General features: G+C 70.3%; 25 protein-coding genes and 1 pseudogene. 16 read left to right on the top strand and 10 right to left on the bottom strand.

Features of this window, described 5'->3' with window-relative positions:
- Positions 1-16: 16 nt before the first annotated feature.
- Positions 17-1,195 (bottom strand): sugar diacid recognition domain-containing protein, encoded by a 1,179-nt coding sequence (locus ABZ880_RS02605; RefSeq protein ID WP_361255571.1) that lies wholly within the window; start codon positions 1,193-1,195, stop codon positions 17-19.
- 244 nt (positions 1,196-1,439) lie between these two features.
- Here ABZ880_RS02605 and ABZ880_RS02600 point away from each other — a divergent pair, with 244 nt between their 5' ends.
- The 10 genes from ABZ880_RS02600 (at position 1,440) to ABZ880_RS02555 (ending at position 12,158) form a co-directional block, all read left to right on the top strand.
- Positions 1,440-2,333, top strand: coding sequence for a transporter substrate-binding domain-containing protein (locus ABZ880_RS02600; protein WP_361255568.1), 894 nt, complete (start codon positions 1,440-1,442; stop codon positions 2,331-2,333).
- Between the two features lie 11 nt (positions 2,334-2,344).
- Positions 2,345-3,100: an amino acid ABC transporter permease gene (locus ABZ880_RS02595; protein ID WP_361255565.1), complete on the top strand. Its 756-nt coding sequence runs from the start codon at positions 2,345-2,347 to the stop codon at positions 3,098-3,100.
- Positions 3,097-3,900: an amino acid ABC transporter ATP-binding protein gene (locus ABZ880_RS02590; RefSeq protein ID WP_361255562.1), complete on the top strand. Its 804-nt coding sequence runs from the start codon at positions 3,097-3,099 to the stop codon at positions 3,898-3,900. The genes ABZ880_RS02595 and ABZ880_RS02590 overlap by 4 nt, the downstream gene beginning before the upstream one ends.
- The gene (locus ABZ880_RS02585; RefSeq protein WP_361255559.1) at positions 3,897-5,162 is read left to right on the top strand and encodes an FAD-dependent oxidoreductase; all 1,266 of its coding nucleotides are present in this window, start codon (positions 3,897-3,899) and stop codon (positions 5,160-5,162) included. Before ABZ880_RS02590 ends, ABZ880_RS02585 begins: the two co-directional genes overlap by 4 nt.
- A 57-nt stretch (positions 5,163-5,219) precedes the next feature.
- On the top strand, positions 5,220-5,777 hold the full coding sequence (locus ABZ880_RS02580; protein ID WP_361255556.1) for a GNAT family protein: 558 nt from the start codon (positions 5,220-5,222) through the stop codon (positions 5,775-5,777).
- A gap of 135 nt (positions 5,778-5,912) precedes the next feature.
- Entirely contained in the window at positions 5,913-6,971 is a 1,059-nt protein-coding gene (locus ABZ880_RS02575) for a LacI family DNA-binding transcriptional regulator (protein WP_361255553.1), read from the top strand.
- A 398-nt stretch (positions 6,972-7,369) separates the two neighbouring features.
- A complete protein-coding gene (locus ABZ880_RS02570) occupies positions 7,370-8,818 on the top strand; it encodes a glycoside hydrolase family 32 protein (RefSeq protein ID WP_361255550.1) in 1,449 nt (482 codons plus the stop codon).
- Positions 8,819-8,898: 80 nt separating this feature from the next.
- Positions 8,899-10,242 (top strand): sugar ABC transporter substrate-binding protein, encoded by a 1,344-nt coding sequence (locus ABZ880_RS02565; RefSeq protein ID WP_361255547.1) that lies wholly within the window; start codon positions 8,899-8,901, stop codon positions 10,240-10,242.
- An 87-nt stretch (positions 10,243-10,329) separates the two neighbouring features.
- Positions 10,330-11,319, top strand: a complete 990-nt coding sequence (locus ABZ880_RS02560) for a sugar ABC transporter permease (RefSeq protein ID WP_361255544.1) — start codon at positions 10,330-10,332, stop codon at positions 11,317-11,319.
- 2 nt (positions 11,320-11,321) lie between these two features.
- Positions 11,322-12,158: a carbohydrate ABC transporter permease gene (locus ABZ880_RS02555; RefSeq protein WP_361255541.1), complete on the top strand. Its 837-nt coding sequence runs from the start codon at positions 11,322-11,324 to the stop codon at positions 12,156-12,158.
- A 43-nt stretch (positions 12,159-12,201) separates the two neighbouring features.
- Here ABZ880_RS02555 and ABZ880_RS02550 read toward each other — a convergent pair whose 3' ends face one another.
- Positions 12,202-13,584: a Tat pathway signal sequence domain protein gene (locus ABZ880_RS02550; RefSeq protein ID WP_361255539.1), complete on the bottom strand. Its 1,383-nt coding sequence runs from the start codon at positions 13,582-13,584 to the stop codon at positions 12,202-12,204.
- A gap of 430 nt (positions 13,585-14,014) precedes the next feature.
- On the opposite strand from ABZ880_RS02550, the pseudogene ABZ880_RS02545 reads away from it, so the two are divergent.
- Positions 14,015-14,860, top strand: a pseudogene (locus ABZ880_RS02545) (glycoside hydrolase family 16 protein); the annotation flags it as partial.
- 29 nt (positions 14,861-14,889) lie between these two features.
- Here the strand turns inward: ABZ880_RS02545 and ABZ880_RS02540 are convergent.
- The 3 genes from ABZ880_RS02540 to ABZ880_RS02530 form a co-directional block, all read right to left on the bottom strand.
- Positions 14,890-15,600 carry a type 1 glutamine amidotransferase gene (locus ABZ880_RS02540; protein ID WP_361255536.1) on the bottom strand — a complete coding sequence of 237 codons (711 nt, stop codon included), beginning with the start codon at positions 15,598-15,600 and terminating at the stop codon, positions 14,890-14,892.
- Positions 15,601-15,670: 70 nt separating this feature from the next.
- Positions 15,671-16,021 (bottom strand): hypothetical protein, encoded by a 351-nt coding sequence (locus ABZ880_RS02535; protein ID WP_361255533.1) that lies wholly within the window; start codon positions 16,019-16,021, stop codon positions 15,671-15,673.
- A gap of 6 nt (positions 16,022-16,027) precedes the next feature.
- Positions 16,028-16,600 carry a MarR family transcriptional regulator gene (locus ABZ880_RS02530; protein ID WP_361255530.1) on the bottom strand — a complete coding sequence of 191 codons (573 nt, stop codon included), beginning with the start codon at positions 16,598-16,600 and terminating at the stop codon, positions 16,028-16,030.
- A gap of 130 nt (positions 16,601-16,730) precedes the next feature.
- Here ABZ880_RS02530 and ABZ880_RS02525 point away from each other — a divergent pair, with 130 nt between their 5' ends.
- Positions 16,731-16,913 (top strand): hypothetical protein, encoded by a 183-nt coding sequence (locus ABZ880_RS02525; RefSeq protein WP_361255527.1) that lies wholly within the window; start codon positions 16,731-16,733, stop codon positions 16,911-16,913.
- A 32-nt stretch (positions 16,914-16,945) separates the two neighbouring features.
- On the opposite strand, the gene ABZ880_RS02520 is transcribed toward ABZ880_RS02525, so the two are convergent.
- Together ABZ880_RS02520 and ABZ880_RS02515 are read right to left on the bottom strand one after the other, a co-directional pair.
- The gene (locus ABZ880_RS02520) at positions 16,946-18,061 is read right to left on the bottom strand and encodes an FAD-dependent monooxygenase (protein WP_361255524.1); all 1,116 of its coding nucleotides are present in this window, start codon (positions 18,059-18,061) and stop codon (positions 16,946-16,948) included.
- A gap of 394 nt (positions 18,062-18,455) precedes the next feature.
- Positions 18,456-19,430 (bottom strand): Clp protease N-terminal domain-containing protein, encoded by a 975-nt coding sequence (locus ABZ880_RS02515; protein WP_361255522.1) that lies wholly within the window; start codon positions 19,428-19,430, stop codon positions 18,456-18,458.
- Positions 19,431-19,498: 68 nt separating this feature from the next.
- Here ABZ880_RS02515 and ABZ880_RS02510 point away from each other — a divergent pair, with 68 nt between their 5' ends.
- The 4 genes from ABZ880_RS02510 to ABZ880_RS02495 all read left to right on the top strand — a co-directional run bounded on the left by ABZ880_RS02510 (position 19,499) and on the right by ABZ880_RS02495 (position 23,146).
- Positions 19,499-19,858 (top strand): excisionase, encoded by a 360-nt coding sequence (locus tag ABZ880_RS02510; RefSeq protein WP_361255519.1) that lies wholly within the window; start codon positions 19,499-19,501, stop codon positions 19,856-19,858.
- On the top strand, positions 19,824-20,303 hold the full coding sequence (locus ABZ880_RS02505) for a hypothetical protein (protein WP_361255516.1): 480 nt from the start codon (positions 19,824-19,826) through the stop codon (positions 20,301-20,303). Before ABZ880_RS02510 ends, ABZ880_RS02505 begins: the two co-directional genes overlap by 35 nt.
- A 52-nt stretch (positions 20,304-20,355) precedes the next feature.
- Complete coding sequence (locus ABZ880_RS02500) at positions 20,356-21,315, top strand: nitronate monooxygenase (protein WP_361255513.1); 960 nt, start codon at positions 20,356-20,358, stop codon at positions 21,313-21,315.
- Positions 21,316-21,478: 163 nt separating this feature from the next.
- Positions 21,479-23,146: a cellulase family glycosylhydrolase gene (locus ABZ880_RS02495; protein ID WP_361255510.1), complete on the top strand. Its 1,668-nt coding sequence runs from the start codon at positions 21,479-21,481 to the stop codon at positions 23,144-23,146.
- Between the two features lie 93 nt (positions 23,147-23,239).
- Here the strand turns inward: ABZ880_RS02495 and ABZ880_RS02490 are convergent, their stop codons facing one another.
- Genes ABZ880_RS02490 through ABZ880_RS02480 form a run of 3 tightly spaced genes read right to left on the bottom strand, consistent with a single transcriptional unit; the run spans position 23,240 to position 24,313 of the window.
- Entirely contained in the window at positions 23,240-23,671 is a 432-nt protein-coding gene (locus tag ABZ880_RS02490) for a hypothetical protein (protein ID WP_361255508.1), read from the bottom strand.
- A gap of 22 nt (positions 23,672-23,693) precedes the next feature.
- Positions 23,694-23,954, bottom strand: a complete 261-nt coding sequence (locus tag ABZ880_RS02485; RefSeq protein ID WP_361255506.1) for a hypothetical protein — start codon at positions 23,952-23,954, stop codon at positions 23,694-23,696.
- A complete protein-coding gene (locus tag ABZ880_RS02480; protein WP_361255503.1) occupies positions 23,951-24,313 on the bottom strand; it encodes a DUF2089 domain-containing protein in 363 nt (120 codons plus the stop codon). Before ABZ880_RS02480 ends, ABZ880_RS02485 begins: the two co-directional genes overlap by 4 nt.
- Positions 24,314-24,337: the final 24 nt, after the last annotated feature.

Below are 24,337 nucleotides of genomic sequence, written 5' to 3'. Positions count from 1 at the left end.
GCACAGTCACATCTGTTCACCCACCGCCCAACCGGTCCGCGAGGCAAGCCAGATAGAGGGCCATCGTCGTGCGGTGGTCGCGCAGGGGGCGGCCGGTGATCTGCTCGATCTTGTTCATGCGGTAGACGACGGTGTTGCGGTGGATGTGCAGGGCGGCGGAGGCCCGGACGAGGTTGAACCCGCTCTCGCACCAGGCGGTGACCGTGTCCCGGAGCGCCGGCCAGTCCGGCTGGGCGCGCAGGTCGGCGGTGGTGAGGTCGAGCAGGCGGTTGCGGGCGGACTGGTTCACCGCGGCGAGGACCTGGTGGACGCGCAGGTCGGCGATCTGTTGGACGGGGGAGTCCCCGGCCGAACGGCCGCCCAGGCGCAGGGCGTCGCACGCGTCCTGGTAGGAGTCGTGCAGACCGGCGACGGAGTCGGCAGGCTCGCCGATGCCCACGCGTGCCGTGAGCCCGTCCTGTGCGGCGACCACGTCGACGACGCGCCGGCAGTCGGCGACCAGGGCCGCCGTCCCGCGCCGGGCCGGACAGCGGTGCAGGACGCCGATCCGCCCGGGCGCCGTACCGGCCACGATGTCCTGCGTGTCGGCGAAGACCTCACGGACGGTGCGCAGCAGTTCCGTGCGGACCAGCGACACGTCCTGGGTCGGGGCGCCCCGGCGGCGTGCGGCACCCCCGGGCACGGTCACCTCGATGGCCACCGCGACCCGTTGCAGCCGTAGGTCGAAGCCGAGTTCGGCGGCACGGAACACGAGGAAGTCGCCCTCGACGACCTGGGGATCGTAGGAGGCGATGTCGGCGAGCAGCTTCTCCGCCGCCCGCTCCGAGAGCAGACGGGAGCGCAGCATCACGGACTCCCGCAGCAGGATCTCCGTCTGCCGCTTGACCAGCAGCCCGAAGCGGCGCACCTGCGCGGGCGTGCCGGTGATCCCGACGGTGCCCACGGCCCGGCCGTCGGTGACCAGCGGCAGGGTGACGCCAGGGCGTACCCCGCGCAGTTGCTGGGCCTGCGAGGCGTTGTGCGTGGCCGGTTCCTGTGTACGGACGACCTCGACCGACGCCTCGTGGAAGGAGCCGACCCGGCTGCTGTCGCCGCTGCCGATGACCATGCCCTCCGCATCGGTGATCAGCACGTTGAACCCGATGACGGCGGAGGTGTCCCCGGCGATCTCCTGGGCGAGTGACGGGCTCAGCACGACGGTTCCTCCCGTGCGGGGGAGCGGGCCGGGGTTGGACGCACCGTACAGGGCGGCGCACGATTCAGGCCACAAGTTCGTACGAAGTGAACGGTGACGCACCGCGGGGTCGATCTCTAGCGTATGGGCCCAATCAACCTCCCGCCGAGGGCACAGCGCGGTGAACGGCGGGCCCCCTCAGTGCCGATACGGAAGGCCCACGCCGATGATCCGTGTGCGCTCACTTGCCATCGCTTTGTCCGCGATGCTGATGATTTCCACGGTCGCCGCCTGCAGTTCGGACGGCGACGACTCCCCGAAGAACGTGTCCGCCAAGACCGCCTCCCTGGGCACGCTCACCCCCGGCGTCATCAAGGTCGCTGTCGAGCCCTACGCCCCCTACACCAGCGTCCAGGGCGGCAAGATCGTCGGTCTGGACGGCGACATCCTCGCCTACGTGGCCAAGAAGCTGGGCCTCCAGGTCAAGCCGCAGGTGACGGACTTCGCCGGCATGCTCGCCGGAGTGCAGTCCCGCCGGGTGGACATCACCATCGGCGGGGTCGCCTGGTCCGCCGACCGGCAGAAACAGGGCCTGTTCACCGACCCGCCGTACTACTCGCCCCCGGCGATGGCCGTCCGCAGCGGCAAGACGTACAAGACGGTCGGCGACCTCAAGGGCCTCAACCTCGGCACGGTCGAGGGCTACGTCTGGGTCAAGTCCATCCAGTCCGTGCCGGGCGCCAAGCTGCACGCCTACCCGGACGCCACCGGCGTCTTCGACGACCTCGGCGCGGGCCGCGTCGACGTCGGCTTCCTCGACCCGCTGATCATCATCGCGGCGCAGAAGCAGCGCCCCGAGCTGAAGATCAGGACGGAGTACCTGACGCCGCCGAGCGCCGCCGAGGTCAAGGCCAAGCCCGCCTACCAGTACTTCCAGCAGTACCAGACGGGCTTCTATCTCCCCAAGCAGGCCACCAAGTTGGAGAAGGCGATCTCCGCGCAGATCGACGCCATGTACACCAACGGCGAGATGACCAAGCTCGTGAAGAAGTACGGCGGCGACCCCGAGCAGTTCCTCAAGCCGGCCGCCGACGTCGCCACCGCACGTCGCGGTGTGGACCGTCCGGGCAACTGGACGCCGCCCTCCATCGGCCAGTGAGGGGAGCGAACATGTCCGGTCTCTTCCAAGTCCCCTGGTCCGACTACCGGTCCGACCTCCTCGACGCCCTGTGGCGCACCGTCTCCTACACCCTGGTCAGCTTCGTCGGCGCGGTCCTCCTCGGCCTGGGCGTGGCCCTGCTCAGGCTGAGCAGGGCCTGGCCCGCGCGGGCCGTCGCCGCCGTCTACACCGAGGTGTTCAAGAACGTCCCGCTGCTGGCCATCATCTTCCTGACCTACTTCGGCCTGGCCTCGGCCGGCATCCGGCTCGACGTGTTCACCGCCGGCTGCCTCAGCCTGATCGTCTTCTACGCCGCCTACCTGTCCGAGATCTTCCGCTCCGCGATCAGCGGCGTGCACGCCGGACAGACCGAGGCGGGCGAGGCGCTGGGACTGGGCCGCGCGGGCATCTTCGCCCATGTCGTGCTGCCGCAGGCCGTACGCCAGGCCCTGCCCGGCACCAACACCATGCTGGTCGACCTGCTCAAGTCCACCTCGCTGCTGGTCACCGTCTCCGCCGCCGAGCTGATGTCGGAGGGCCGCCTGATCACCTCGGCCACCTTCCGGGCGCTGGAGGTGTACCTGGTCATCTCGGCCATCTACTTCGCCCTGTGCTACCCGCTCTCCCAACTCCTGCTGCTGCTGGAGCGCAAGGTGCGCGCAGGCGTCCCGCTGTCGCCCTGGCGACGGCGCCGGGTGCGCGCGGCCCGTGCGCTGCTCGCGGCCGACCTCGGCGCGGCAGCCGACCTGAAGGAGACGACCGTATGACCGAGCCCGCCATCACGGCGAAGACAGCGAAGACCGCCCCAACGCCCCGCACCGAGGCGGTCGTACGGATCGAGGGCCTGCGCAAGTCCTTCGACGGCCGCCTGGTGCTCGACGACGTGAACCTCGAGGTCGACCGCGGCCGCATCGTCAGCGTCATCGGACAGAGCGGCGGCGGCAAGACGACCCTGATGCGCTGCGTCAACCTCCTCGAACGCCCCGACCGGGGAACGGTGGAGGTGGCCGGCGAGGTGGTGCACAGCGGCGGCCGCACGGTCTGCCGCGACCTGCCCAGGCTGCGCCGCACCGTCGGCATGGTCTTCCAACGCTTCAACCTCTTCCCGCACTTGACCGCCGTGGAAAATGTCGTCCTGGCACAGCGCAAGGCAGGCATCCCGGAGCCGGAGGCCCTGGAGCGTGCCGTTGCGCTGCTGCGCCGGGTCGGTGTGGCCCACCGCGGCCTCGCCCAACCGGACCAGCTCTCCGGCGGGGAGCAGCAACGCGTCGCCATCGCCCGGGCGTTGGCGCTGCGACCCGAGGTACTGCTCTTCGACGAGCCCACCTCCTCCCTCGACCCGGAGGCCACCCGCGAGGTGCTCGGCGCGATGCGCGAACTGGCCGCCGACGGCATGACGATGCTGCTGGTCACCCATGAACTGCCCTTCGCCCGCGAGGTGTCCGACCACGTCGTCTTCGTCGACGGCGGCCGGATTGTCGAGGAGGGCGCGCCCCAGGACGTCCTCGACCGCCCGGCCCACGCCCGCACCCGCGAGTTCCTCGCCGCCTACGAGTCGGCGTCATGACCGCCCCCGTGGTGGTGCTCGGCGGCGGCGTCGTGGGCCTGTGCACCGCGTACTACCTGGCCGAGGCGGGCCTGGAGGTGGAGGTCGTCGAACGGCGCGGCCTGGGCTCGGGAGTCTCCCGGGGCAACGCGGGCTGGATCTGCCTCAGCCACTCAACGCCCGTACCGGCACCGGGAGTTGTCCGGTACGCAATGCGCTCGCTCGGGCGACCGGACTCGCCCCTGTATCTGCGCCCGCTGCCCGACCCGGCGTTCGTCCGCTGGCTGTGGCGCTTCTGGCGCAGCAGCACACCGGCCGCCTTCCGGCGCGGCTACACGGCGATAGCCGAGCTGAACCGCACCACCTTCGACCTCTTCGACGGCCTGCGCGAGGCCGGCGTCGACACCACCCTGACCCGCCCCGGCATGGTCCACGCCTTCCTCTCCCCGGCCGAGGCCCGCCACCACCTCGCCGTACAAAGGGAGATGGCGGACGGTCGCTACCCCCTGCCCGACGACGTGACCACCGGGGACGAGGCCCGTCTGCTGGACGGCGCCCTGTCGTCCGCCGTTCGCGCGGCCTACCTGGTCGAGGGCGAGGGAGTGGTCGACCCGGAGGCGTTCGCGCAAGGCCTCGGTCAGGCGCTCGCGGCGGCCGGAGTGAAGATCCACGAGAACGCGGAGGCGCTGGGCTTCCGGACGACGGGAGGTCAAGTCACCGCGATACGAACGGACTTGGGCGAGATTGCATGCTCGTCCGTCGTCATCGCGGCGGGCATGCGCTCCTCGCGCCTGCTGGGCGCCCTGGGCCACCCCCTGCCCCTCCAGGCCGGCAAGGGCTACAGCTTCTCGGTGGACCTGGACCCGGCCCCCCGGCACACCCTGTACTTCGGCGAACGCCGGGCCGTGGCCTCGCCGATCGCCGGTACCACCCGCATCGGCGGCACGATGGAACTGAGCGGCAACAACAACCGCCTGGACTGGCGCCGAGTCGTCGCCGTGGCCCTCGCCAGCCGCCACTACCTGGGCCGCTGGTTCGACGACCCGGACGACCTCGTCGGCCTGATCCGCGACCCCTGGGTCGGCGGCCGCCCCTTCCTCCCCGACGGCCTCCCGGTCATCGACAAGGTCCCCGGCCACGCCAACGCTTACGTGGCCACCGGCCACGGCATGCTCGGCGTCACCCTGGGCCCGGTCACCGGCCACCGGCTCACCGAGTACGTCGTCACGGGCAGACGTCCCACCGTCCTGGACCCGTTCCGCTTCGACCGGCTGCGCCGCTGAACATCGGTGCGCGGAAACGCAGTTGTACGGCGCTGGGGCCTGCGATATCCATACCGAGTGCTACGTGGCGACAGAGTCGGGCTGCGGGCCCGTCACGAGGACGACGTTCCGGTACTCCACCGCGAGCTCTACGAGGACGTGCCCACCCGCTCCCGCGCCGACTCGCGCGCCTGGCGGCCCGTCCCGGAGGGCTCGCCGGAGTCCCCGTACGCGGTGTCCGGCCCGTCCGACACACTGGCCTGCTTCTCGGTGGTCGACCTGGAGTCACAGGAGCTGGCCGGCGAGGCCCTCCTGTGGAACATCGACGCCCACAACCGCAACGCCCACCTCGGCATCTCGCTCCGCCCCGCGTTCCGCGGCCGCGGACTCGGCGCAGACGTGGTCCGGCTGCTGTGCCACTACGGCTTCGTCGTACGCGGCCTGCAACGCCTGCAGGTCGAGACGCTCGCCGACAACACCGCGATGATCGCCGCCGCGACCGGCGCCGGGTTCACGGTGGAGGGCAGGTTGCGGGCGGCGGCCTGGGTGTACGGCTCGTTCGAGGACGAGGTCGTCCTCGGGCTCCTGGCCCACGAATGGGCGCGGACGGAAAGCGCTCCCCCCGCACAGCCCTGAGCGGGCGCGAGGACACACGGCGGCCAGGAGTTCGTAACAAGCCATTGACAACGGCTTTGCCCATGGGCACTCTCATGTGCACGCAGTTGGCTAAACGATTAGCCAACCCGAAATCCACTACTTTGGGCAGGGCTGATGGCGCGCCGGATCGGGATCAAGGACGTGGCCGCGGCGGCAGGTGTGTCGACCGCGACCGTGTCGCACATCCTGAACGGCGTCGAGGGCAAGCGGGCCAGCGCGGAGACCCGGCAGCGTGTCCTGCAGGTCGCCGAGGAGCTCGGGTACGCGCCGAACGGCCTCGCCCGGGGCCTCAGGCTGAGGCGCTCGCAGACCATCGGCTTCGTCAGCGACGAGATCGCCACCACCCCTCACGCGGGCCGGATGATCCTGGGCGCCCAGGAGGCCGCCGCGGCCGAGGGCCTGGTGCTGCTGCTGGTCAACACCAGCGGCGACGCCGAACTGGAGCGCACGAGCATCGAGATGCTGCTCCAGCGACAGGTCGACGGCGTGCTGTACGCGGCGATGTACCACCGCAACGTGCGCCTGCCGGAGAGCCTGGGCTCGACGCCCACCGTGCTGCTGGACGCGCGTGCCGAGGACCCCGCGATCCCCTTCGTCGTACCCGACGAGGTCCAGGGCGGCTACACGGCGGTGCGCGAGCTGACCGACCACGGGCACCGCAGGATCGGTGTGACCGTGCAGACCGTCGACCTGCCCGCCCGGCAGGGCCGCCTGGAGGGCTACCGCAAGGCGCTGGCCGAGGTCGGCATCCCGTACGACCCGTCGCTGGTCGCCGCCGATACGGCGGTGCCCTTCGGTACGACGTCCGGCGACGTGGAGTCGGGCTACCGGGCCGCCCGGCGGCTGCTGACACTCGAACAGCGGCCGACGGCGCTGTTCTGCTTCAACGACCGGATGGCCGCCGGTGCTTACCGGGCCGCCGCCGAGTTGGGACTGTCCATCCCCGGCGACCTGTCGGTCATCGGGTTCGACAACCAGGAGCTGGTCTGCGAGGCCGTTCACCCCGCGCTGAGCACGGTTCAGCTCCCGCACTACGAGATGGGGGCACGGGCCGTGGCCCAGCTGCTCGCACTCACCAAGACGCCGGGCCGGCCACCGGGCCCGGACACCCAGGAGATGCTGCTTTGCCCGCTGGTGGCGCGGGCATCGGTCGCTTCGCCGCCCCGACTCTGACCCCGGGACGGCGAAGCAGTTCGCACCATGACAGGCGACCGTCGCAACCGGTCGTCATGCCCGTCAGTACATGAACACAGTGAGGGTACACACATGTCCCCCGAGACTTTCAATGAGTCGTCGAACTGCCGCAGCCTGCTGATTTCCGGCCCCAAGGCCTCCCGCGCGCGACGACACTGAGCCGCGCGCTCCCCGCCGACCGGGCGTCGGCGTTCCAGTGAACCTCTCCCACAGCTCGCCGCCGGCCTCGCGCCGGCCCGCGCTCCCGTCGCCATGCCGCCGGAGCCTGCCGCGAGCACCGGGGGAGTCCACCTTCTTCGAGTTCTACGAGGGGATGGCGGCCGGCGCTGCCCGGTGACCGTTCCCGCTGCTCTCCGCACATACCGAAAGGCACGTGTGTGTCCACCGCGCCCTGTGATCCGTTCCGGCCCGTCGCGCATCTGCGCCCGCCCCGCAACTGGATCAACGACCCCAACGGTCTGGTCTTCCATGACGGCCACTACCACGTCTGCTACCAGTACAACCCGTACGGTGCGACCCACGCGAACATGCACTGGGGTCACGTCCGCAGCCCCGATCTGCTGAGCTGGGAGCCGCTGCCGATCGCCCTGTCGCCGACCCCGGGCGGCGAGGACGCCGACGGCTGCTTCTCCGGCAACGCCGTCTCCGACGGCGACCGGCTCGTGGCCTTCTACTCCGCGAACCGCTGGGAGCGTTGGCACCAGCCGGTCACCACTGCCACCTCCCTCGACGGCGGCCGGACCTTCACCCCGCGCGGAGCACCGGTCGTCCCCGAACCGCCCGACGGCTGCACCATGTACCGCGACCCGTACGTCTGGCGGCACGGTGACGGCTGGCGGATGCTGGTCGGCGCCGCCCTCGCGGACGGCCGCGGCGCGGCCCTGCTCTACGAGTCGCCGGACCTGGAGACCTGGACCTACCTGGGTCCCTTCGACGCCCGCGAGCAGGAGCCGGTCGGCGGCACCGACCTGCACACCGGTGAGGGCTGGGAGTGCCCGCAGTACCTCCCGGCGAGCTCCGACAGCCCCGGCGCCCTCATCTTCAGCGCGTGGAACGAAAGCGACGAAGCCCGCTGCGTCGCGGCCCTGATCGGGGACGAGCGTGGGGACGTCTTCGAGGCCGGTCCGCCCGTCCTCGCCGACCACGGCCCCGACTGCTATGCACCCGCACTGTTGCGCGCACCGGGCGGCCGCTGGCTGCTGTGGGGCTGGTCCTGGGAGGCCCGGGAGGAGTCCTGGGTGCTCGCGGACGGCTGGTCCGGCATGCTCACCCTGCCCCGCGAGATCTCCGTCGGCGCCGACGGCACGCTGCGCCAGCAGCCCGCCGCCGAACTGCTGGCCCTGCGCGGCGAGCACACCGTGCACACCGCGGGCGAGGTCCACGGCCCGGAGCCGGTGGAACTCGGCGGCGTGGGCCGCGCCTTCGACCTGACGGCCCGTCTGGAGCCCACCGTCTCGGCCGGACTGCGGCTGCTGACCGGCCCGGACGGATCCGAGTACCTCGACATCCGCGTGGACACCGCCACCGGCGAACTGGTCGTCGACCGCGACCACGCCTCGCTGGACACGCGTGCCCACGGCGGCACCTACCGCATGCCCTGCCCCGCCGGCCAACCGGTCGAGCTGCGCATGGTCGTCGACCACTCCGTCGCCGAGGTCTTCGTGACCGCCACCGGCCAGGTGCTCACCCTGCGCTTCTATCCGACGGGCGGCGGCCCGTGGCGGCTGCAGGCCCGCAGCGCGCCGGACGCACGCCTCGGCTACGCGGTCGACGCCTGGGAACTGCAACCCCTCGTGATCAAGGAGCCGAGCGCCGACGCGCCGTAAGGCCCGTGGCGCTCCCGAACCCCCCGATGCATCTCCGCACCACCACCCTCATCCCGGCACCACACCTGGAGGCACCAACGATGATCGCCGCAACCAGCAGAGCCCGTCGGACGGCCGGTACGGCCCTGGCCCTCGTCCTGCCCCTGACGGCCCTGGCCGCCTGCGGGGGAGGCGGCGGCAGCACGGCCAAGTCCGCCGCGGGCAGCGGCACGGGCACCATCACCGTCTGGGCCCACCAGGGACAGGCGAGCGAGGCAACCGCCCTGCAGAACGCGGTGAAGACCTTCAACTCCGCGCAGAAGAAGGTCAAGGTCAAGCTGACGCTGATCCCCGACACCGACTACACCAAGACCATCACCGCCACCGACGCCGCGAAGCTGCCGGACGTGATGGAGTTCGACGGCCCGACCATGGCGAGCTTCGTCTACAACCAGAAGCTCGCCGCGATCGACGACTACGTCTCCGCCAAGACGCTGGGCAACGCCACCGACGCCATCAAGGCCGAGGGCGAGATCGACGGCAAGCACTACGGCCTGGGCATGTACGACTCCGGGCTCGGGATCTACGGAAACAAGAAGCTGCTGGACGCGGCCGGGATCAAGTACCCCACCGGTCTGTCCGACGACTGGACCGCGGCCGAGTTCACCGCCGCCGTCAAGAAGCTGGCCGCCAAGGACTCCGACGGCAAGAGCCTGGACCTGCAGGAGAGCGGCGGCTACGCCAACGAATGGGGCACCTACGGCTTCGCCCCCATCGTCTGGTCGGCCGGCGGCTCGCTGCTGAAGGACGGCAAGGCCGCAGGCGCCCTCGACACCTCCGCCGTGGCCTCGGCGCTGAAGACCTTCCAGGGCTGGAAGAAGTACACCGACCCCAACACCGACGGCAACGCCTTCGCCAAGGGCCGCGTGGCGCTGAGCTGGGTCGGCCACTGGATGTACCCGGCCTACAGCAAGGCCCTGGGCAAGGACCTCGTCGTGCTGCCGCTGCCCGACTTCGGCGACGGCCCCAAGACCGGCCAGGGTTCCTGGGCCTGGGGCATCGGCGCCAACACCAAGAACGGCAAGGCGGCCGGCGCCTTCCTCGACTCGCTCCTGAACGACACCAACGTCACCGCGATGACCACGGCCAACGGTGCCCCTCCCGGTACCAAGTCCGTGCTGGCCAAGAGCTCGCTGTACAAGCAGGGCGGCCCGCTGCAGCTCTTCGCCGACCAGCTCGCCAAGCCGTGCGGCGACAGTGACATCACCAAGTCCTGCGTCGCGGTGACCCGCCCGGTCACCGCCGGATACCCCACGGTCACCGCCAAGTTCAGCCAGGCCCTGAGTGACGTCTACGGCGGCGCCGACCCGAAGGGCGCCCTGGCCAAGGCAGCCCGCGCCATCGACCAGGACTTCTCGGACAACGACGGCTACAAGCTGCCATAGCAGGAATCCAGCAGCCGGGAGGGCCGGGCGCACACGCGCGCACTCCGACAGCGCCCGTTCCTCCCGGCCGGGAAGAGGACCCCTACCGTGACCACCCTGAACCCCGCACCCGCCGCACCCGCCGGCCGGAAACCCACCTCACCACCGACATCCGCCAAGCCCCCACGGGCCGGGCGCAGGAACCGCGACTGGGTGCACGGGCTGCTGATGTCCGCGCCCGCCCTCGGCGGCCTCATCGCCTTCGTCGGTGTGCCGTTCGTCTACGCGGTCGTGCTCTCCTTCTACAACGTGCGCCTCGGCTCGCCGCTGCCGCCCCGCTTCTTCGGCATCGAGCAGTACCGGCGCATCTTCACCGACCCCGACATGTCCGGCCCGTTCCTGCGGGCCCTGCTGAACAACCTCACCTTCGCCGTGGTCGTGGTCCCCCTGCAGACCGGCCTGGCCCTGGCGCTGGCGATCCTCCTCAACCGCAAGCTCAAGGCCATCGGCCTGTTCCGGTCATTGTTCTTCCTGCCGGTCGTCTTCCCGATGGCGCTGGTCGCCGTGATCTGGCGGCTCATCCTGGCCCGCAGCGGCGACGGTCTGCTCAACTCCGCGCTGCACGCGGTGAGTTTCGGCAACTGGGGCGCCTTCGACTGGCTCGGCGACACCGCCACCGCCATGGCCTCGATCATCGTGCTGTCGGTATGGCAGGGCGTCGGCTTCCAGATGGTCATCCTGCTCGCCGGCCTGCAGCAGATCCCCGGCGAGCTCTACGAGGCCGCCCAGCTCGACCGGGCCTCGCGCTGGCAGCAGTTCCGCCATGTCACCCTGCCCGGCATCCGCGGCACGCTCGTGTTCGTCGCCATGCTCACCTCGGTGCTGTCCTTCCGCGTCTTCGACCAGGTCTACGTCCTCGTCAAGGGCGGCGGTCTCGACGAGGACGCCACCCGCACGGTGATGTACCAGGCCGTCACGACGGCCTTCGACCAGAACAACATCGGCCAGGCGTCCGCGATCACCGTCGTGTTCTTCCTGATCGTCGTCGCCCTGACCCTGATCCAGCGCCGCGTCGTCCGCGCCGGCAACGAGGACTGACCATGACCCGCACACCCCTGCGCAGCTTCCTCGACTACGCCGTCCTGAGCGTCCTGGCCTTCATCTTCGTGCTGCCCGTGCTCTACCTGGTCCTCGGCAGCTTCAAGCCCTCCGACCAGGTGCTCAGCGGTCTGACCGGCTTCCTGCCCACCCACCTCTCCTTCGACAACTACGAAGCCGTTCTGGACAACTTCAACTCCGACGCCACCGGCTACTTCTTGCGCTTCATGGGCGTCTCGCTGCTGGTGTCCACCGTCGTGGTCCTCGGCGGACTGATCGTCAACTCCATGGCTGCGTACGGCCTTTCCCGGCTGCGGTGGCGTGGCCAGGGCGCCGTCTTCACCCTCGTACTGCTGCTGATGCTGGTGCCATTCGAAGCGGTGGCCGTCCCGCTGTTCTACCTGTTCAACGAGCAGCGCAACACCATCTACATCCAGGCCGTCCCGTTCATCGCGAACGCCTTCTCCATCTACCAGTTCGCGACGTTCTTCCGCGCGATCCCGCCCAGCATCGAGGAGGCGGCCCGGATCGACGGCGCCGGACCCTGGCGCACCTTCTTCGCCATCATCGTCCCGATGTCGAAGCCGGTGTTCGCCTCGGTCGCGATCCTGACCTTCCTCATCCAGTGGGGCGCCTTCCTGTGGCCGGTCCTGATGGTCTCCGATCCCTCGGTGCGCCCGCTGCCCCTGGAGATGAGCGTCTTCCAGGGCCAGCAGCCCGTGGACTGGGGCCAGGTCCTCGCCTTCGGCGTCCTGCTGGTCCTGCCCGTTCTGATCGTCTTCGCGTTCTTCCAGCGCTGGTTCGTGCAGGGCGTCGCCAGCTCGGCCGTCAAGGGCTGAACTTCCGCTCCTCGAAAGGAACTTGGCGAGGCCGGGGCGTGCCTCAGTTGCCGCGCAGCGGATTGGCCCGCGCCGCCGCCAGCAGGTACCACGCCGTCGCGCCCGTGTGCCGGTACGGGTAGTAGCCGAAGCCGAACCCGGTGTCCAGCGGACTGCTCGCCGACACCACACCCGACCGCTCCGGAAGGGCCCTGCTCCCCACGGTCTGGCCCGCGCCGAGTCGGTCCTGGGCCCGCTCGAGGGAGGCGATGAGGCGAGCGGCGCGCCGTTCGTCGCCGGGTGCGCCGCGATCGCGCAGGGCCAGGGCGAGGTGGGCGGTGCCCTCGAACCACACGCCGTTGCGGTCGGGCCTGGGCTGCGAGGGCGCGATCGGCGAGTCCTCGTCCGCCACGAGGGAGGCCGAGCTGAAGGTGACGCCTTCGTACGACTGTCCGGCGGGAACCGTGCTGTTGGGCCGCTCGGCGCTGTCCAGCACAGCGAGGTTCTCCGCCGCCCAGTCCACCGACCGGGCCCGCCGGCGGTCGTGGAGCGAAAGGTAGCTCCAGGTCTGGGTGTCCTCGGGGATCGGGGAGGTGTTGACGGTGACGCCGTCGTTGGTGCCGGTGTAGAAGAACCCTCCGGACTCGTCCCACATCCTGCCGAGGAACGTCTCGGCCCGAGCGCGCCGCTCCAGCCAGACGCCGTCCCCGGTCAGCCGCGCCAGGCGCCCGAACAGACACGTCAGGTCGATGTTGTGCTCGGTGGAGGTGAACGGCAGCTTCTTGTCGGCACCGTCGACCCCGAACTTGTAGCCACCGAGCGGCTCATCGGTCCGCGCGTGCGCCTCCACCCATTCACCGATCCGTACGGCACCTGCGAGGAATCGGCGCGCCTTTGTACGGGCGGCCAGCGCGGCCAGCGCGATACCCGCCCACGCCATGTCCCCGACTGCGGTACCGGTGAAGCCGAATTGGGTACCGACGTTCACCGTGCCGTCCGCATGCACGAAGCCGTCCGGCTGCGCCGAGCCGTCGTAGAAGACGTACGGCCCCACGTTGTACGCCTGCCGAAGCCGGCCGTCCGTGTACTGCGGGTCATGGCCCTGCGCGTACAGCAGCGCGTCACCGAGTGCCACGGCTCTGGCCCGCGAGTCGGCGCCGGGGTGGGCGAGATGGGCCAGGATCGCCAGAGCGTTGTCGTAGGTGAACGCCGTGCTGAAGAGGCCTGCCTGATCGCTGTAGCTCTGGGCCAGGCGGATGCTGCCGTGATCCGGGTAGCCGTCCATGGCCGCGTCGAGGAAGGCGTAGCCGCGCGTAGGGGCATCTCCCGCTCCGGCGGCGGGAGTTGAGGAGCCGGCTGCGCGGGCCGCACCGCTGCCGAAGACGGTCAGGGCGGCTGCGGCGGTACCGGCCCCGATGAGCGTCCGACGGGTGACGCTACCGGCCATGAGTGATCTCCTCGGGGTCAGTGACGCGGCTTGGCACAGTCTGAGAGCGCTCTCAACGCGGCACATTCTGCTGGCGCGGGCAGGGGCGGTCAAGGTGGTGCGTGCGTAGGGGAGATGACGGAGTGTCGGACGGGGCGGGGGGAGTGGCCCGCGTCCCAACTCCCGGCGTTCGGTGATCTCTTCACGAGCCGGGCACATATGTGTAGTTGAGAGCGCTCTCAGTCGAAACTGTTGACGCCCCACAAGGTGCACACCACAGTGACGGACGCGGTTTTCCGTTCCGGCCGCCACCTCCTGTTCCCCCCACCTCGTGGAGGTCCCCGTGTTGCCCCACAAGCATGCAAGGAAGACGCACTGGCCGCTCAAGGCGGCCATCGGCGCACTGAGCGGACTGGCCCTGCTCGGCGGCGGCCTGTACGGCCTCGCCAGTGCCGACGTTCCGCCAACTCCCAGTGGCTGGAGCCCGGTTTGGAGCGACGACTTCTCCGCCGCGGCGGGCACCCTGCCCTCCAGTGACAACTGGATCACCGACACCGGGACCGGTTACCCGGGCGGCGCCGCGCACTGGGGCACCGGCGAGGTGCAGACCTACACCTCGGACCCGGCCAACCTTCAGCAGGACGGCGCCGGGCACCTGAAGATCACCCCGATCAAGGACGCGGCAGGCAACTGGACGTCCGCCCGGATCGAGACCCGGCGCAGCGACTTCGAACCACCGGCCGGAGGCAAGCTGCGCATCGAGAGCCGCATCCAGGTCCCCGACGTCACCGGCGACGCGGCCGACGGCTACTGGCCCGCCTTCTGGACCCTGGGCGCGCCCTTCCGCGGCAACTACCAGAACTGGCCCGGCATCGGCGAGTTCGACATCATGGAGAACGCCAACGGCGCCAACAAGGTCTTCGGCACCCTCCATTGCGGCACCAACCCCGGCGGCCCCTGCAACGAGACCAACGGCCTGGGCGCCAACCGGGCCTGCCCGGACACCGCCTGCACGGGCAACTTCCACACCTACGCCTTCGAGTGGGACCGCAGCGTCTCCCCGCAGGAACTGCGCTGGTACGTCGACGGCGTGCAGTACCACTCGGTCAACGCCTCCCAGACGGACGCGTCCACCTGGAACGCCGCGACCGGCCACGCCCACTTCATCCTGCTCAACCTGGCGATGGGCGGCGCCTTCCCTGACCCGCTCGCCGGACATGCCACTCCGAGCTCGTCCACTCGATCCGGCGTCCCGATGCTCGTGGACTACGTGGCCGTCTACAGCTCGGCCGGCGGTTGAGGCGTTCCCGCAGTTGCGTGCGAGCGTCAGTCCGCAGCGCCCGCCACCCGATCGAGGAACCCGTCGACCAGGTGGCGGGCGTTGACCCGGGCGGTCGCCTCCAAGTCGCCGCTTCGTACGAGGAGTTGGCCGGGGTCGACGCCGTGTCGCAGTGCCTGCTGCTCACCGCCGTTCGCCAGCCACCCCCGCAGCATCCACATGGTGATCTCCGGATGGAACTGCACCCCGAGGCTCCGCCCGACCCGGAACGCCTGCACGCCCACCTCGTTCCGCGCCAACTCCTCGGCGCCCGGCGGCAGTACGCAGCGGTCGTAATGCCACTGCATCCAGGGGCCCCGGCCCACGAGCGAGGCGTCGTACGTGTCGATCTCGGTCCACCCGATCTCGGGACGCGGCGACGCCTCGACCGAGCCGCCGAGGGCGGTGGTCAGTGCCTGGGCGCCGAAGCAGACGCCGAGCACGGGTATACCGAGGTGGTGGGCCTTGCGGAGCAGCGCGAGCTCTCCGCCGATCCAGCTGCCGAGGGCCGCGTCGTCGTACACCGACCAGGGCGCACCGAGCGAGACGACGAGATCCCACTCGGCGGCATCGGGAAAGTCGAAGACCACGTCCGGCGCGTGGTGACGCTGCTCGGGCACGACGGTCACGGTGCTGAGGCCGTAACCGCGCTCCACGAGCCGGGCGCCGACCAGCCCGGGCTCGGTCAGGTGGTCGTGCTGGATGACGAGTGCGCGCACGGCGGGGCTCCTCGGCGGTCGGCGGGTTCGGCGGGGCCCCTCGAGCATACCGTTTGAGATCAAATGATGGTCAGAGCCAGCGCTGAGCCGCCTCCACGCTGTCCCCGCCACTGGTGTTGAACGCGATGGCGGCCTGGGGCGCATGGCGGCGGATCAAGTTGACGATCTGCTCGAAGAGCGGGAGCAGTTGCTCTGCTTTGCGGATGCCGCCGCCGACGACCACGACGTCCCACGGTCGCTCGGTCAAGGATGCGACGAGGGTGGACTCGGCCGTCCCGTCGAACACGACCAGTGCCATGGCCGCGGCGATGCCGTGCTCACCGAACCGGGCCAGCTCCATGTCGAGCGCCGCGAGGAGGGCCTGACCGTCGACGCCGGGTATGGCATGCGGGTCGTAACCGACAACAAGTACGGAAGGCACCGAGACTCAGCCCTTGGCCCGTCGCCCACTCCGCCGAGGTGCCGGCTCGGCCCCGTTGAGCAGGGACTGGCGGCGTTCCTCGCCATGCTCCTCCACCTGGAGGACCACGCGGCGCAGACCCTCCGCCAGGGTGCGGCACTCGTCGTCCGTCAACTGGCCCGTGACGAAGGCCTCTTCCTCGTTGAACGCCGGGAACAGGCGCTGCATCAGCTGCTCGCCCTCGTCGGTCAGGCTGAGCAGGACCAGCCTGCCGTCCGAGGGGTGACCGGCCCGCCGGATGAGTCCGCGTGACTCCAGGGTGCGCGACACGCCGGTGAGCGTCCCCTTGGAGATGCCCGCCTCCTCGGCCACGTGCCGGGTCTCCGACTCGCCCCACACCCACACGACCCACAGCACGACGAACGCCGTCCAGGTCAGATCGGACCCGCGCAGCACCGAGTTCTCCACGTGCTGGCGCACCGCGGAGGCGGCCCGGTAGATGTTGGCCACGGCCGCCATCTGGTCCCGGCGGATCGGGAAGCCGCCGAGTTTCGCCGCGGCGAGCTTCTCGGCTTCGGTGATGGATCGCTGGCCGGGCACGGGCGCTCCCTCGCTCTTTCACTCTCTTCGACCGTTCGGGCTCAAATTGTACGAGGCGAGCGGGCGCTCGTGGACGATGCGTCCGGCGAAGACCGTCAGGGCCACCTCCGCGTCCGTGATCTCGTGAAGGTTGAGAGCGGGCAGCGGGCGGTCCGGGACGCTGCTCGTCCTCAGCGCGGACTGGACCTTCACCGGCCGCCACGCCGATCCGCCCACGGCCGTACGGTCGACCCGCGAGGGCGAGGGCGCCGGCTTCGACGCGGTCATGGTCGGCGCACCCGTCGTGCTCCACCCCGACGCGGGCGAGATCTGATCGGCCGGTTGCCTGGCCGTATGCGGTTGCATTCAGTCTGGTCGGAAGAATGCGAGCATTTTCTGGCCGGCGTCCGGCGACGTCAGGATTTCCTGGACGTGCGCGGACTGCCGGCCGGCGCCGCTGGTGCGTTCGAACATCTCGCGCTCGTATTCTCTGACGGCGGTGGGGAAATCGTCCGGATGTGCGGCCAGCGCGAGGCCGAGCAGTGCGCCGTCGAGCAGTGCCATGTTGGCGCCCTGCCCCACCGGCGGCATCAGGTGCGCGGCATCGCCGAGCAGCGTGATGTCCGGCGTCGACGGCCAGGTCAGGCCGACCGGGAGAGTGGTGATCGACCGTGGAAGGACCGTGTCGTCGCAGGCCGCGATCAGTGCGGTGAACCGTGCGTCCCAGCCGGTGAACAGGTCGATCAGCCGCCCCCGGGCGGCGGTTGGGTCGCCGAACGGGATCCCACTGGTCGCGAACCAGCCCAGGGCGGTGTTGTAGAAGCTGAGGTAGATGCGTACGCGGCCGTCGCCGTTGCGCTGCGCCGACAGGGACTGACCGTTGCCGAGCACCCAGTAGTTGCCGCGCCCGATCATCGCCGCGAGGTCGGGGTGGGTGCGGTCGATGTCAGGAATACCGAGTTCGACGACGTTCTGGCCGGTGGGTGCCGGTCGGGCGTCGGTGAGCAGCGCGCGGACCCGGGAGTCCGCGCCGTCTGCGCCGACCAGCAGGTCATACGGCGCGCTGCTGCCGTCGGCGAAGTGCAGGAGGCCACGGTCGGCGGATTCGAAGGCGTGCCCCCAGCGCACCGTGTGTCCAGGGAGAGAGTCCAGCAGCAGGTTGCGCAGATCGGCACGGTCGACCTCGGGTCGCTCGAGCGGGGCGTCGTCGGGCGTGTCCTCCTGCAGCAGCAGGGTGCCGTCCGGCTCGAGGAGCCGCAGGTCCTGGCCTTCACGACGGGCAATCGCGTGGAACTGGTCGATCAGACCGGCCTCGCGCATCGCCCGCTGCCCGGTCCCGGAGTGCAGATCGAGCATCCCGCCCTGACCGCGCGCGCCGCGCGACGCTTCCCGTTCGTACACGACGGCGTCGATGCCGTTCACGTGCAGCACACGGGCAAGGGCCAGGCCACCCAGTCCGGCTCCGACGATGGTGATGGTCATGGGTGCCTCCGATTCGCCGTATTGACTGCTCGCGGGAGATCGGCCCGTGGAGCGCGCGGGCCATCGCCGGTGCGGACAGGGCCGGATGCGCACCGCGCCTGGCGCCGGCCACCGCGTGCACCGACCAGGAGGTCCGGCCGGGTGGGTAGCAATGCCCTGCGCTCGGTGGCGGGAGTGCGGCCGGGGCGTATGCCGACGGTGATGGCGGCCACCGGCGCGTGCCGGCCTACGGCGACGACCTGCCAGGCGCCGTGCTGCGCCTCCATGGGCGCGGCCAACGCGTCTGTGCACCACGCCCGGGTGGTCGGCGAGAACGGCGCCGGCGCATCCTCGCTCGCCACACCACCGTCCGTACCTGCCCCACCGACCGTTTCCGGCCCGCTGATCAGCCGGCTCACCGGCGCAGCCGGGGCGCGAGCGCCGTGCGCACGACCTTGGTCACGCTGCTCGCGGCGGATCCGTCCTCTTCTTCGGGTTCCGGTTCCAGCACGTGCTGGATCTGCACCAGCAGCTGGTTGGCCGACCGCCAGAGAGGGACGAACATTCCGGCGACCGGCCCGACGCCCTGGATCGGGCCGTCGGACAGTTCGGTGACCTTCTTGGCGGCGGTGACCGTTGTCGAGTCCCGCAGGATCACGTGCACCTCGTCGTCGACCACCCGGATCTCCATCTTGCGTGCTGCGGCCTCCTCCGGGTTCGCGTCCGTCGTCGTCTCCGGATCCAGTTCGTCGATCTTGGCGGCGACCGCGTCCGGATCGATCCCGAGTTCGCGCAGCACCCTGGCCGCCATGCTGTTCTCCGCCCGCAGCATCGCCTCGAGCAGATGATGGCTGCCGACCGGTGCGCCACCGGCCAGCGCGCTCGCGGCGGCCACGGTGTCCTCGGTGGCAGGTGTGCCGGCCGGCCACGGGCTCGCCGCGACGTCCTGCGGTCCCTCCAGGGACGCCAGCACCGCGGCACGGATCCTGCTGACCGGCTTGATCCGCTCGGCAAGCACCTTCGCGCCGACGCCCTCACCTTCCCCGGCGACCAGGGCGAGCAGGATGTGTTCCGTGCCGATGGAGGTGTGGCGCAGCTGCTGCGCCTCGCGCAGGGCGAGGTCCAGCGTCTTCTTCGCACCCGGCGCGAACGGGATATGGCCCCTCAGCTCGGCCGTGCCGGGCTTGGCCACCGCGGCGATATCGGCCTGCGCCGCCTCCTTGTCGTATCCGAGCTGGTGCAGAACCCTCGCCGCCGTGCTGTCCGGCGCGTCGAGCAGTCCCAACAGGATGTGCTCCGTGCCGATGTGGCTGTGCTTGAGCAGCCTCGCCTCCTCCTGAGCCGTGACGACCACCTTGCGGGCTTCCACCGTGAACCGATCGAATGGCATGCTTCCATGCTCTCAACCCTGTCAATACTCTGTTATTGACAGGGTCACCATGATGAAGGGAGGGTGTGATGGAGACACCGTCGAACTGGGACGACCGGCTCGCGCGCTGGCAGAACGAACTGGAGCTCTTCGAGCAGCTGGACGAGACGCCCTGGGTCACGCTGGCCAAGGCGGAAGCAGAGACCGGCGTTTCTCGCTCGGCCCTGCGCGCCTGGTACCGCAATGGCGAGATCCAGTCCCGCCTGGTGGACGGCCCGAACGGACCGCAGCGCCTGGTCCAGCTGGACGCGGTGATCGAGCGCGCGTCCGCGTCACCACGCATTCAGCGCCGTGCGGAACGGGAAGTCAGCCTGGAAGCCCAGGTCACCCTGCTACGGCATCGGCTCGACCAGCTTGAGCTGCGACTGGCCGCGCTGGAGCGGAAGTGACTCGCTCCTGCTCGCCTCGATAGTCTCCGTCACCGAGTACCTGCGGCCGGCCGCCGCGGCCCTCCCCGCCCCGCTGCGTCATCCGCCGCTGATGGCAAGGGAGTTGGGCAACCTCAACCTCCTCAGGGAGGGCCGGCTGCTGGTGCACCCCACGGTCAGCGGGAGCAGGGAGGCGCACGAAGTAGACGTCCCCGGCATCCCCTTCGTCAAGCGGGACCGACAGGACGTCTACTTCGAGCCCAAGGCCCACCGTCTCGAAGGCCCGAGCCTGTGGTTCGGCGGCCGGCGCGCGCACGCTCCCGTCCTGCGCCGACTCGTTCGCTACGGCCACGGGTTCCATCCGCTGGGCAGGCCCGCACTGCCCGCTCAAGGACGCCATGGCCGCCACCGGCCGGACGTCCGCCCCGGGGGTGCCGCGAAGTGCTGCGCCGTGTCGAGGCGTTGACTGCATAGGGGCAGCAACCCGCGGACGGTACCGCGATGTGATGATGGCCGTCATGGCGTTGTCTACCGCGTTCACGGAGATGTTCGGAGTACGGCACCCGATCGCGCTCGCACCGATGGGCGGTTCGGCCGGCGGTGCGCTCGCGGCGGCCGTCTCACGCGGCGGCGGACTCGGGTTCCTGGGGGCCGGGGGCGGGGACCGGGAGTGGCTCGCCCGTGAGGTGCCGATCGTGGCGGAGGCCGAACTGCCTTGGGGCGTCGGGTTCTTGAGCTGGGCGGCGGACATCGGCGCGGTCGAGACGGCACTGGAGTACGGGCCCAAGGCGGTGATGCTGTCCTTCGGCGATCCGAGCCCGTTCGCGGCACGGGTCCGCGCGGCGGGCGCGGCGCTGATCATCCAGGTCACCGATCTGGAGGAAGCCCGACAGGCGGTCGACCTCGGAGCCGACGTCATCGTGGCGCAGGGCACCGAGAGCGGCGGCCACGGGGCCCGGCACGGGCGGTCCACGCTGCCGTTCGTACCCGTCGTGGTGGACCTGGTGGCGCCGGTGCCGGTGCTGGCGGCCGGAGGGGTCGCCGACGGCAGGGGCGTGGCCGCCGCCCTGGTGCTGGGAGCGGCCGGGGCGCTCGTCGGCACCCGCTTCCAGGCCACCGCCGAGGCCCTGGTCGACCCTTCGATCGCCAAGGCGATCGTCGAGGGACGCGGGCAGGACACGGAACGCAACAGCGCCCTCGACATCGCCCGCGGGTCCGACTGGCCGTCCAGGTACACGGCGCGCACGCTCGGCCATCCGTATCTCGAGCAGTGGCGGGGCCGGGAGGCGGAACTCGCCGCCACCCCGGAGGCCCAGCAGGCGTATTGGGCGGACGTGGCACGTGGCCACATACCGCCGTTGCCGGTATGGGCGAGCGAGGCCATTGACCTCATCACCGACCTGCCGGCCGCGGCCGGCCTCGTCGCCGCCCTGGCCAGGCAGGCCGAGGAGGTGCTGGACCGGGCGGGCGGACGCTGACCGAACCGGAGCACGCGAGCCCGGCCGGAGCGCGCGATCCGGACCGGAGCATGCCCGATGGCTTGACGTGTACTTGGCAGAGTGGGTTCTATGGGAGCGCTCCCACACCTTTGCTCGCTTCCCATGCCTGAGTTTCTTGGCGCTCACTCTCCCTGGAGTCGCAGTGAGAAGAACAAGAAGCACGACACGAAAGAGCTCCTTATCCAAGCTCCTGACCGGCCTGGCGAGTCTGCTCGGCCTCGTCGTCTACGGCGTCCTGTGCCCGACCGTCGCCCAGGCCGCCCAGTCGCCCGACACTCTCGCCACCGGGCTGCACATCAGCAACGGCCGTCTACTGGAGGGCAACGGCAACGACTTCGTCATGCGCGGCGTCAACCACGCCCACACCTGGTACCAGGGCAGGACGCAGCAGTCGCTGGCCGACATCAAGGCGCTGGGCGCCAACACCGTCCGCGTCGTCCTCGCCGACGGCCACCGCTGGAGCGCCAACAGCGCCTCGGACGTGGCCAGTGTGATCGCCCAGTGCAAGGCCAACCGGCTCATCTGCGTACTGGAGGTGCACGACACCACCGGTTACGGCGAGGAGAGCGCGGCCGGCACGCTCGACGAGGCGGCCGACTACTGGATCGGTCTGAAGAGCGTGCTCGTCGGCGAAGAGAACTACATCGTCATCAACATCGGCAACGAGCCCTGGGGCAACACCAATCCGGACGGCTGGACCGCCCCCACCATCGCCGCGATCGAGAAGCTGCGCGCCGCCGGGCTCGAGCACACGATCATGGTGGACGCACCCAACTGGGGCCAGGACTGGCAGGGCGTCATGCGGGCCAACGCCCAGTCCGTGTACGACGCCGACTCCACCGGCAACCTGATCTTCTCGATCCACATGTACAGCGTCTTCGACACCGCCCAGGAGATCACCGACTATCTGAACGCCTTCGTCAACGCCGAACTGCCCATCCTCATCGGTGAGTTCGGAGGCCCCGCCGACCAGTACGGCGACCCGGACGAGGACACCATGATGATGGTGGCCCAGCAGCTGAAACTCGGTTATCTGGCCTGGTCCTGGAGCGGCAACACCGACCCGATCCTCGACCTGGCGCTCAACTTCGATCCCGAGCAGCTCAGTTCATGGGGTCAGCGCGTCTTCAACGGCGCCAACGGCATCGCTCAGACGGCGAAGGAAGCCACCGTCTTCAGCGGCGGCGCCTCGGGCGACACCCAGGCCCCTACCGCGCCCGGCACCCCCAGCGCCTCGGCGGTCACGGCCACCTCCGCCACCCTCGGCTGGACCGCCGCGACCGACAACGTCGGGGTCACCGGCTACGACATCGTCCGCGTCAGCGGCAGCGACGAGACCAGGGTCGCCACCTCCACCACCAACACGGCGACCGTCTCCGGCCTGACCGCCGAGACGGCGTACACCTTCGCGGTCTATGCCCATGACGCGGCCGGCAACCGCTCCGCCCGCTCGGCCACGGTGAACGTCACCACCGACAAGGCGGCGAGCACCCCGTGCTCGGTGGGCTATCGCGTCGTGGGGGAGTGGCCCGGGGGTTTCCAGGGTGAGATCAAGATCGGCAATCCCGGAACCGCCGCGATCAACGGCTGGGAGCTCGCCTTCACCTTCGCCGACGGCCAGACCGTCTCCAACATGTGGGGCGGTACGGCCACCCAGTCCGGCGGCGCGGTGAGCGTGGCTCCTGCCGCGTACACCTCCACCATCCCGGCCGGCGGTTCGGTCACCGTCGGCTTCATCGCCGGCAAGGGCAGCACGAACACGGCCCCGACCGGGTTCACCCTCAACGGCAGTTCCTGCACCGCGAGTTGAGCCCCATCTGGATCCGCAGTGGCCGTGCCCGGACTGCAAGTGGCGGTCCGGGCACGGCACATGACCCGGTGGGGGGCCGGGAGTCCTGCGGTGTCACTCGCAGAAGACCAGCACCTTGGCGTCGGGGGCGTCGACGTCGATGTTGAGCTCGTCGAGCTGTTCGACGAGCTCCTCGACGTGCTGCGGCTTGAGCTCGGCGAGGTCGATCGGTACGCCTGACTTGTTCAGCTCCGCGTTGACCTTGGCGAGCGCCTGCGGAGGGATCAGGCTCGTGAGACGGACCCCGGCGCGCAGCAGCTGCAACGGGACCCGGACGTTGACCCGTCCCGGCCCGTCCCCGCCGGAGTCGTCCGCCCAACTCACCGCCACGCGCAGGTACTTGGGCCGGGTTTTGGAGCGGGACGAGACCCCTGGCGGCGACCCGGGCCGTTCTCGTCCGAGGGCGTCGATCAGCCGCTCGGCCTCGTCCGTGGTGATCTTGCCTTCGGCCAGCATCTCCAGGATCTGGCGGCGCTGCTCGTTCATTGCTCCTCCTCGCTGCTCTGACTCATCTGACGCTGACCATTACCGCCGTACGGTCGTACTCGAGCTCGAACCGGGTGCCGGGCAGCGCCCACAGCAGCTGCCCGGCACCGCGCAGCGCGCCCACGGGGCTCACGCCGGTGACGAGGCATGCGACGACTCCGCCCAGCACGGCGAGCAGTACCAGTGGTGACAGGAGCAGCAGCATCAGCAGGACCGGGATGTACAGCCGGCGTCGTCGCCCGTCGGGGCGTCGATAGTGCACTGTCACCAGGTACGGGATCATCCGGACTCCTCCAGCTCGGCCAGCGCCTCCTGGGCGCTGATCTCCCCCCGCCGCAGCCGGTCGACGACGTCCGCGGCGCCGGTGGGTTCCGGGTCGGTCTCGACGAAGTCGAGTTGCTCGGCGATCCGGTTCAGCCGGGACTTGACCGTCGGGTAGCTCACCCCGAAGATCCGCTCCATCTCCTTGATCGAACCGTGCGACCGCACGAACGCCGCCACGAACACCTGGTCGTCGACGCCGAGTTGAGCCAGCTGCGGCGGCTCGAACTGCCCCTCGATCGCGATGCCGCTGCCGGTGAGGACCCGCTCGACCACGAACGGCTGTCCTTGCGTCAGGTCCGTCAGCTCCTGCCAGTCCACCCTCGGCTCCCCAGCTCTCGTCGA

Source organism: Streptomyces sp. NPDC047043, assembly GCF_040644055.1.
In the GTDB taxonomy this organism is placed as follows: domain Bacteria; phylum Actinomycetota; class Actinomycetes; order Streptomycetales; family Streptomycetaceae; genus Streptomyces.
This window is presented reverse-complemented; position numbering and strand designations above follow the sequence as displayed.

Coding starts and splice junctions, on each gene's coding strand:
- ABZ880_RS02575 (WP_361255553.1), top strand. CDS start 5,913: ATGGCGCGCCGGATCGGGATCAAGGACGTGGCCGCGGCGGCAGGTGTG.
- ABZ880_RS02585 (WP_361255559.1), top strand. CDS start 3,897: ATGACCGCCCCCGTGGTGGTGCTCGGCGGCGGCGTCGTGGGCCTGTGC.
- ABZ880_RS02500 (WP_361255513.1), top strand. CDS start 20,356: ATGGCGTTGTCTACCGCGTTCACGGAGATGTTCGGAGTACGGCACCCG.
- ABZ880_RS02600 (WP_361255568.1), top strand. CDS start 1,440: ATGCTGATGATTTCCACGGTCGCCGCCTGCAGTTCGGACGGCGACGAC.
- ABZ880_RS02565 (WP_361255547.1), top strand. CDS start 8,899: ATGATCGCCGCAACCAGCAGAGCCCGTCGGACGGCCGGTACGGCCCTG.
- ABZ880_RS02515 (WP_361255522.1), bottom strand. CDS start 19,430: ATGCCATTCGATCGGTTCACGGTGGAAGCCCGCAAGGTGGTCGTCACG.
- ABZ880_RS02550 (WP_361255539.1), bottom strand. CDS start 13,584: ATGGCCGGTAGCGTCACCCGTCGGACGCTCATCGGGGCCGGTACCGCC.
- ABZ880_RS02490 (WP_361255508.1), bottom strand. CDS start 23,671: ATGAACGAGCAGCGCCGCCAGATCCTGGAGATGCTGGCCGAAGGCAAG.
- ABZ880_RS02590 (WP_361255562.1), top strand. CDS start 3,097: ATGACCGAGCCCGCCATCACGGCGAAGACAGCGAAGACCGCCCCAACG.
- ABZ880_RS02555 (WP_361255541.1), top strand. CDS start 11,322: ATGACCCGCACACCCCTGCGCAGCTTCCTCGACTACGCCGTCCTGAGC.
- ABZ880_RS02485 (WP_361255506.1), bottom strand. CDS start 23,954: ATGATCCCGTACCTGGTGACAGTGCACTATCGACGCCCCGACGGGCGA.
- ABZ880_RS02520 (WP_361255524.1), bottom strand. CDS start 18,061: ATGACCATCACCATCGTCGGAGCCGGACTGGGTGGCCTGGCCCTTGCC.
- ABZ880_RS02510 (WP_361255519.1), top strand. CDS start 19,499: ATGGAGACACCGTCGAACTGGGACGACCGGCTCGCGCGCTGGCAGAAC.
- ABZ880_RS02595 (WP_361255565.1), top strand. CDS start 2,345: ATGTCCGGTCTCTTCCAAGTCCCCTGGTCCGACTACCGGTCCGACCTC.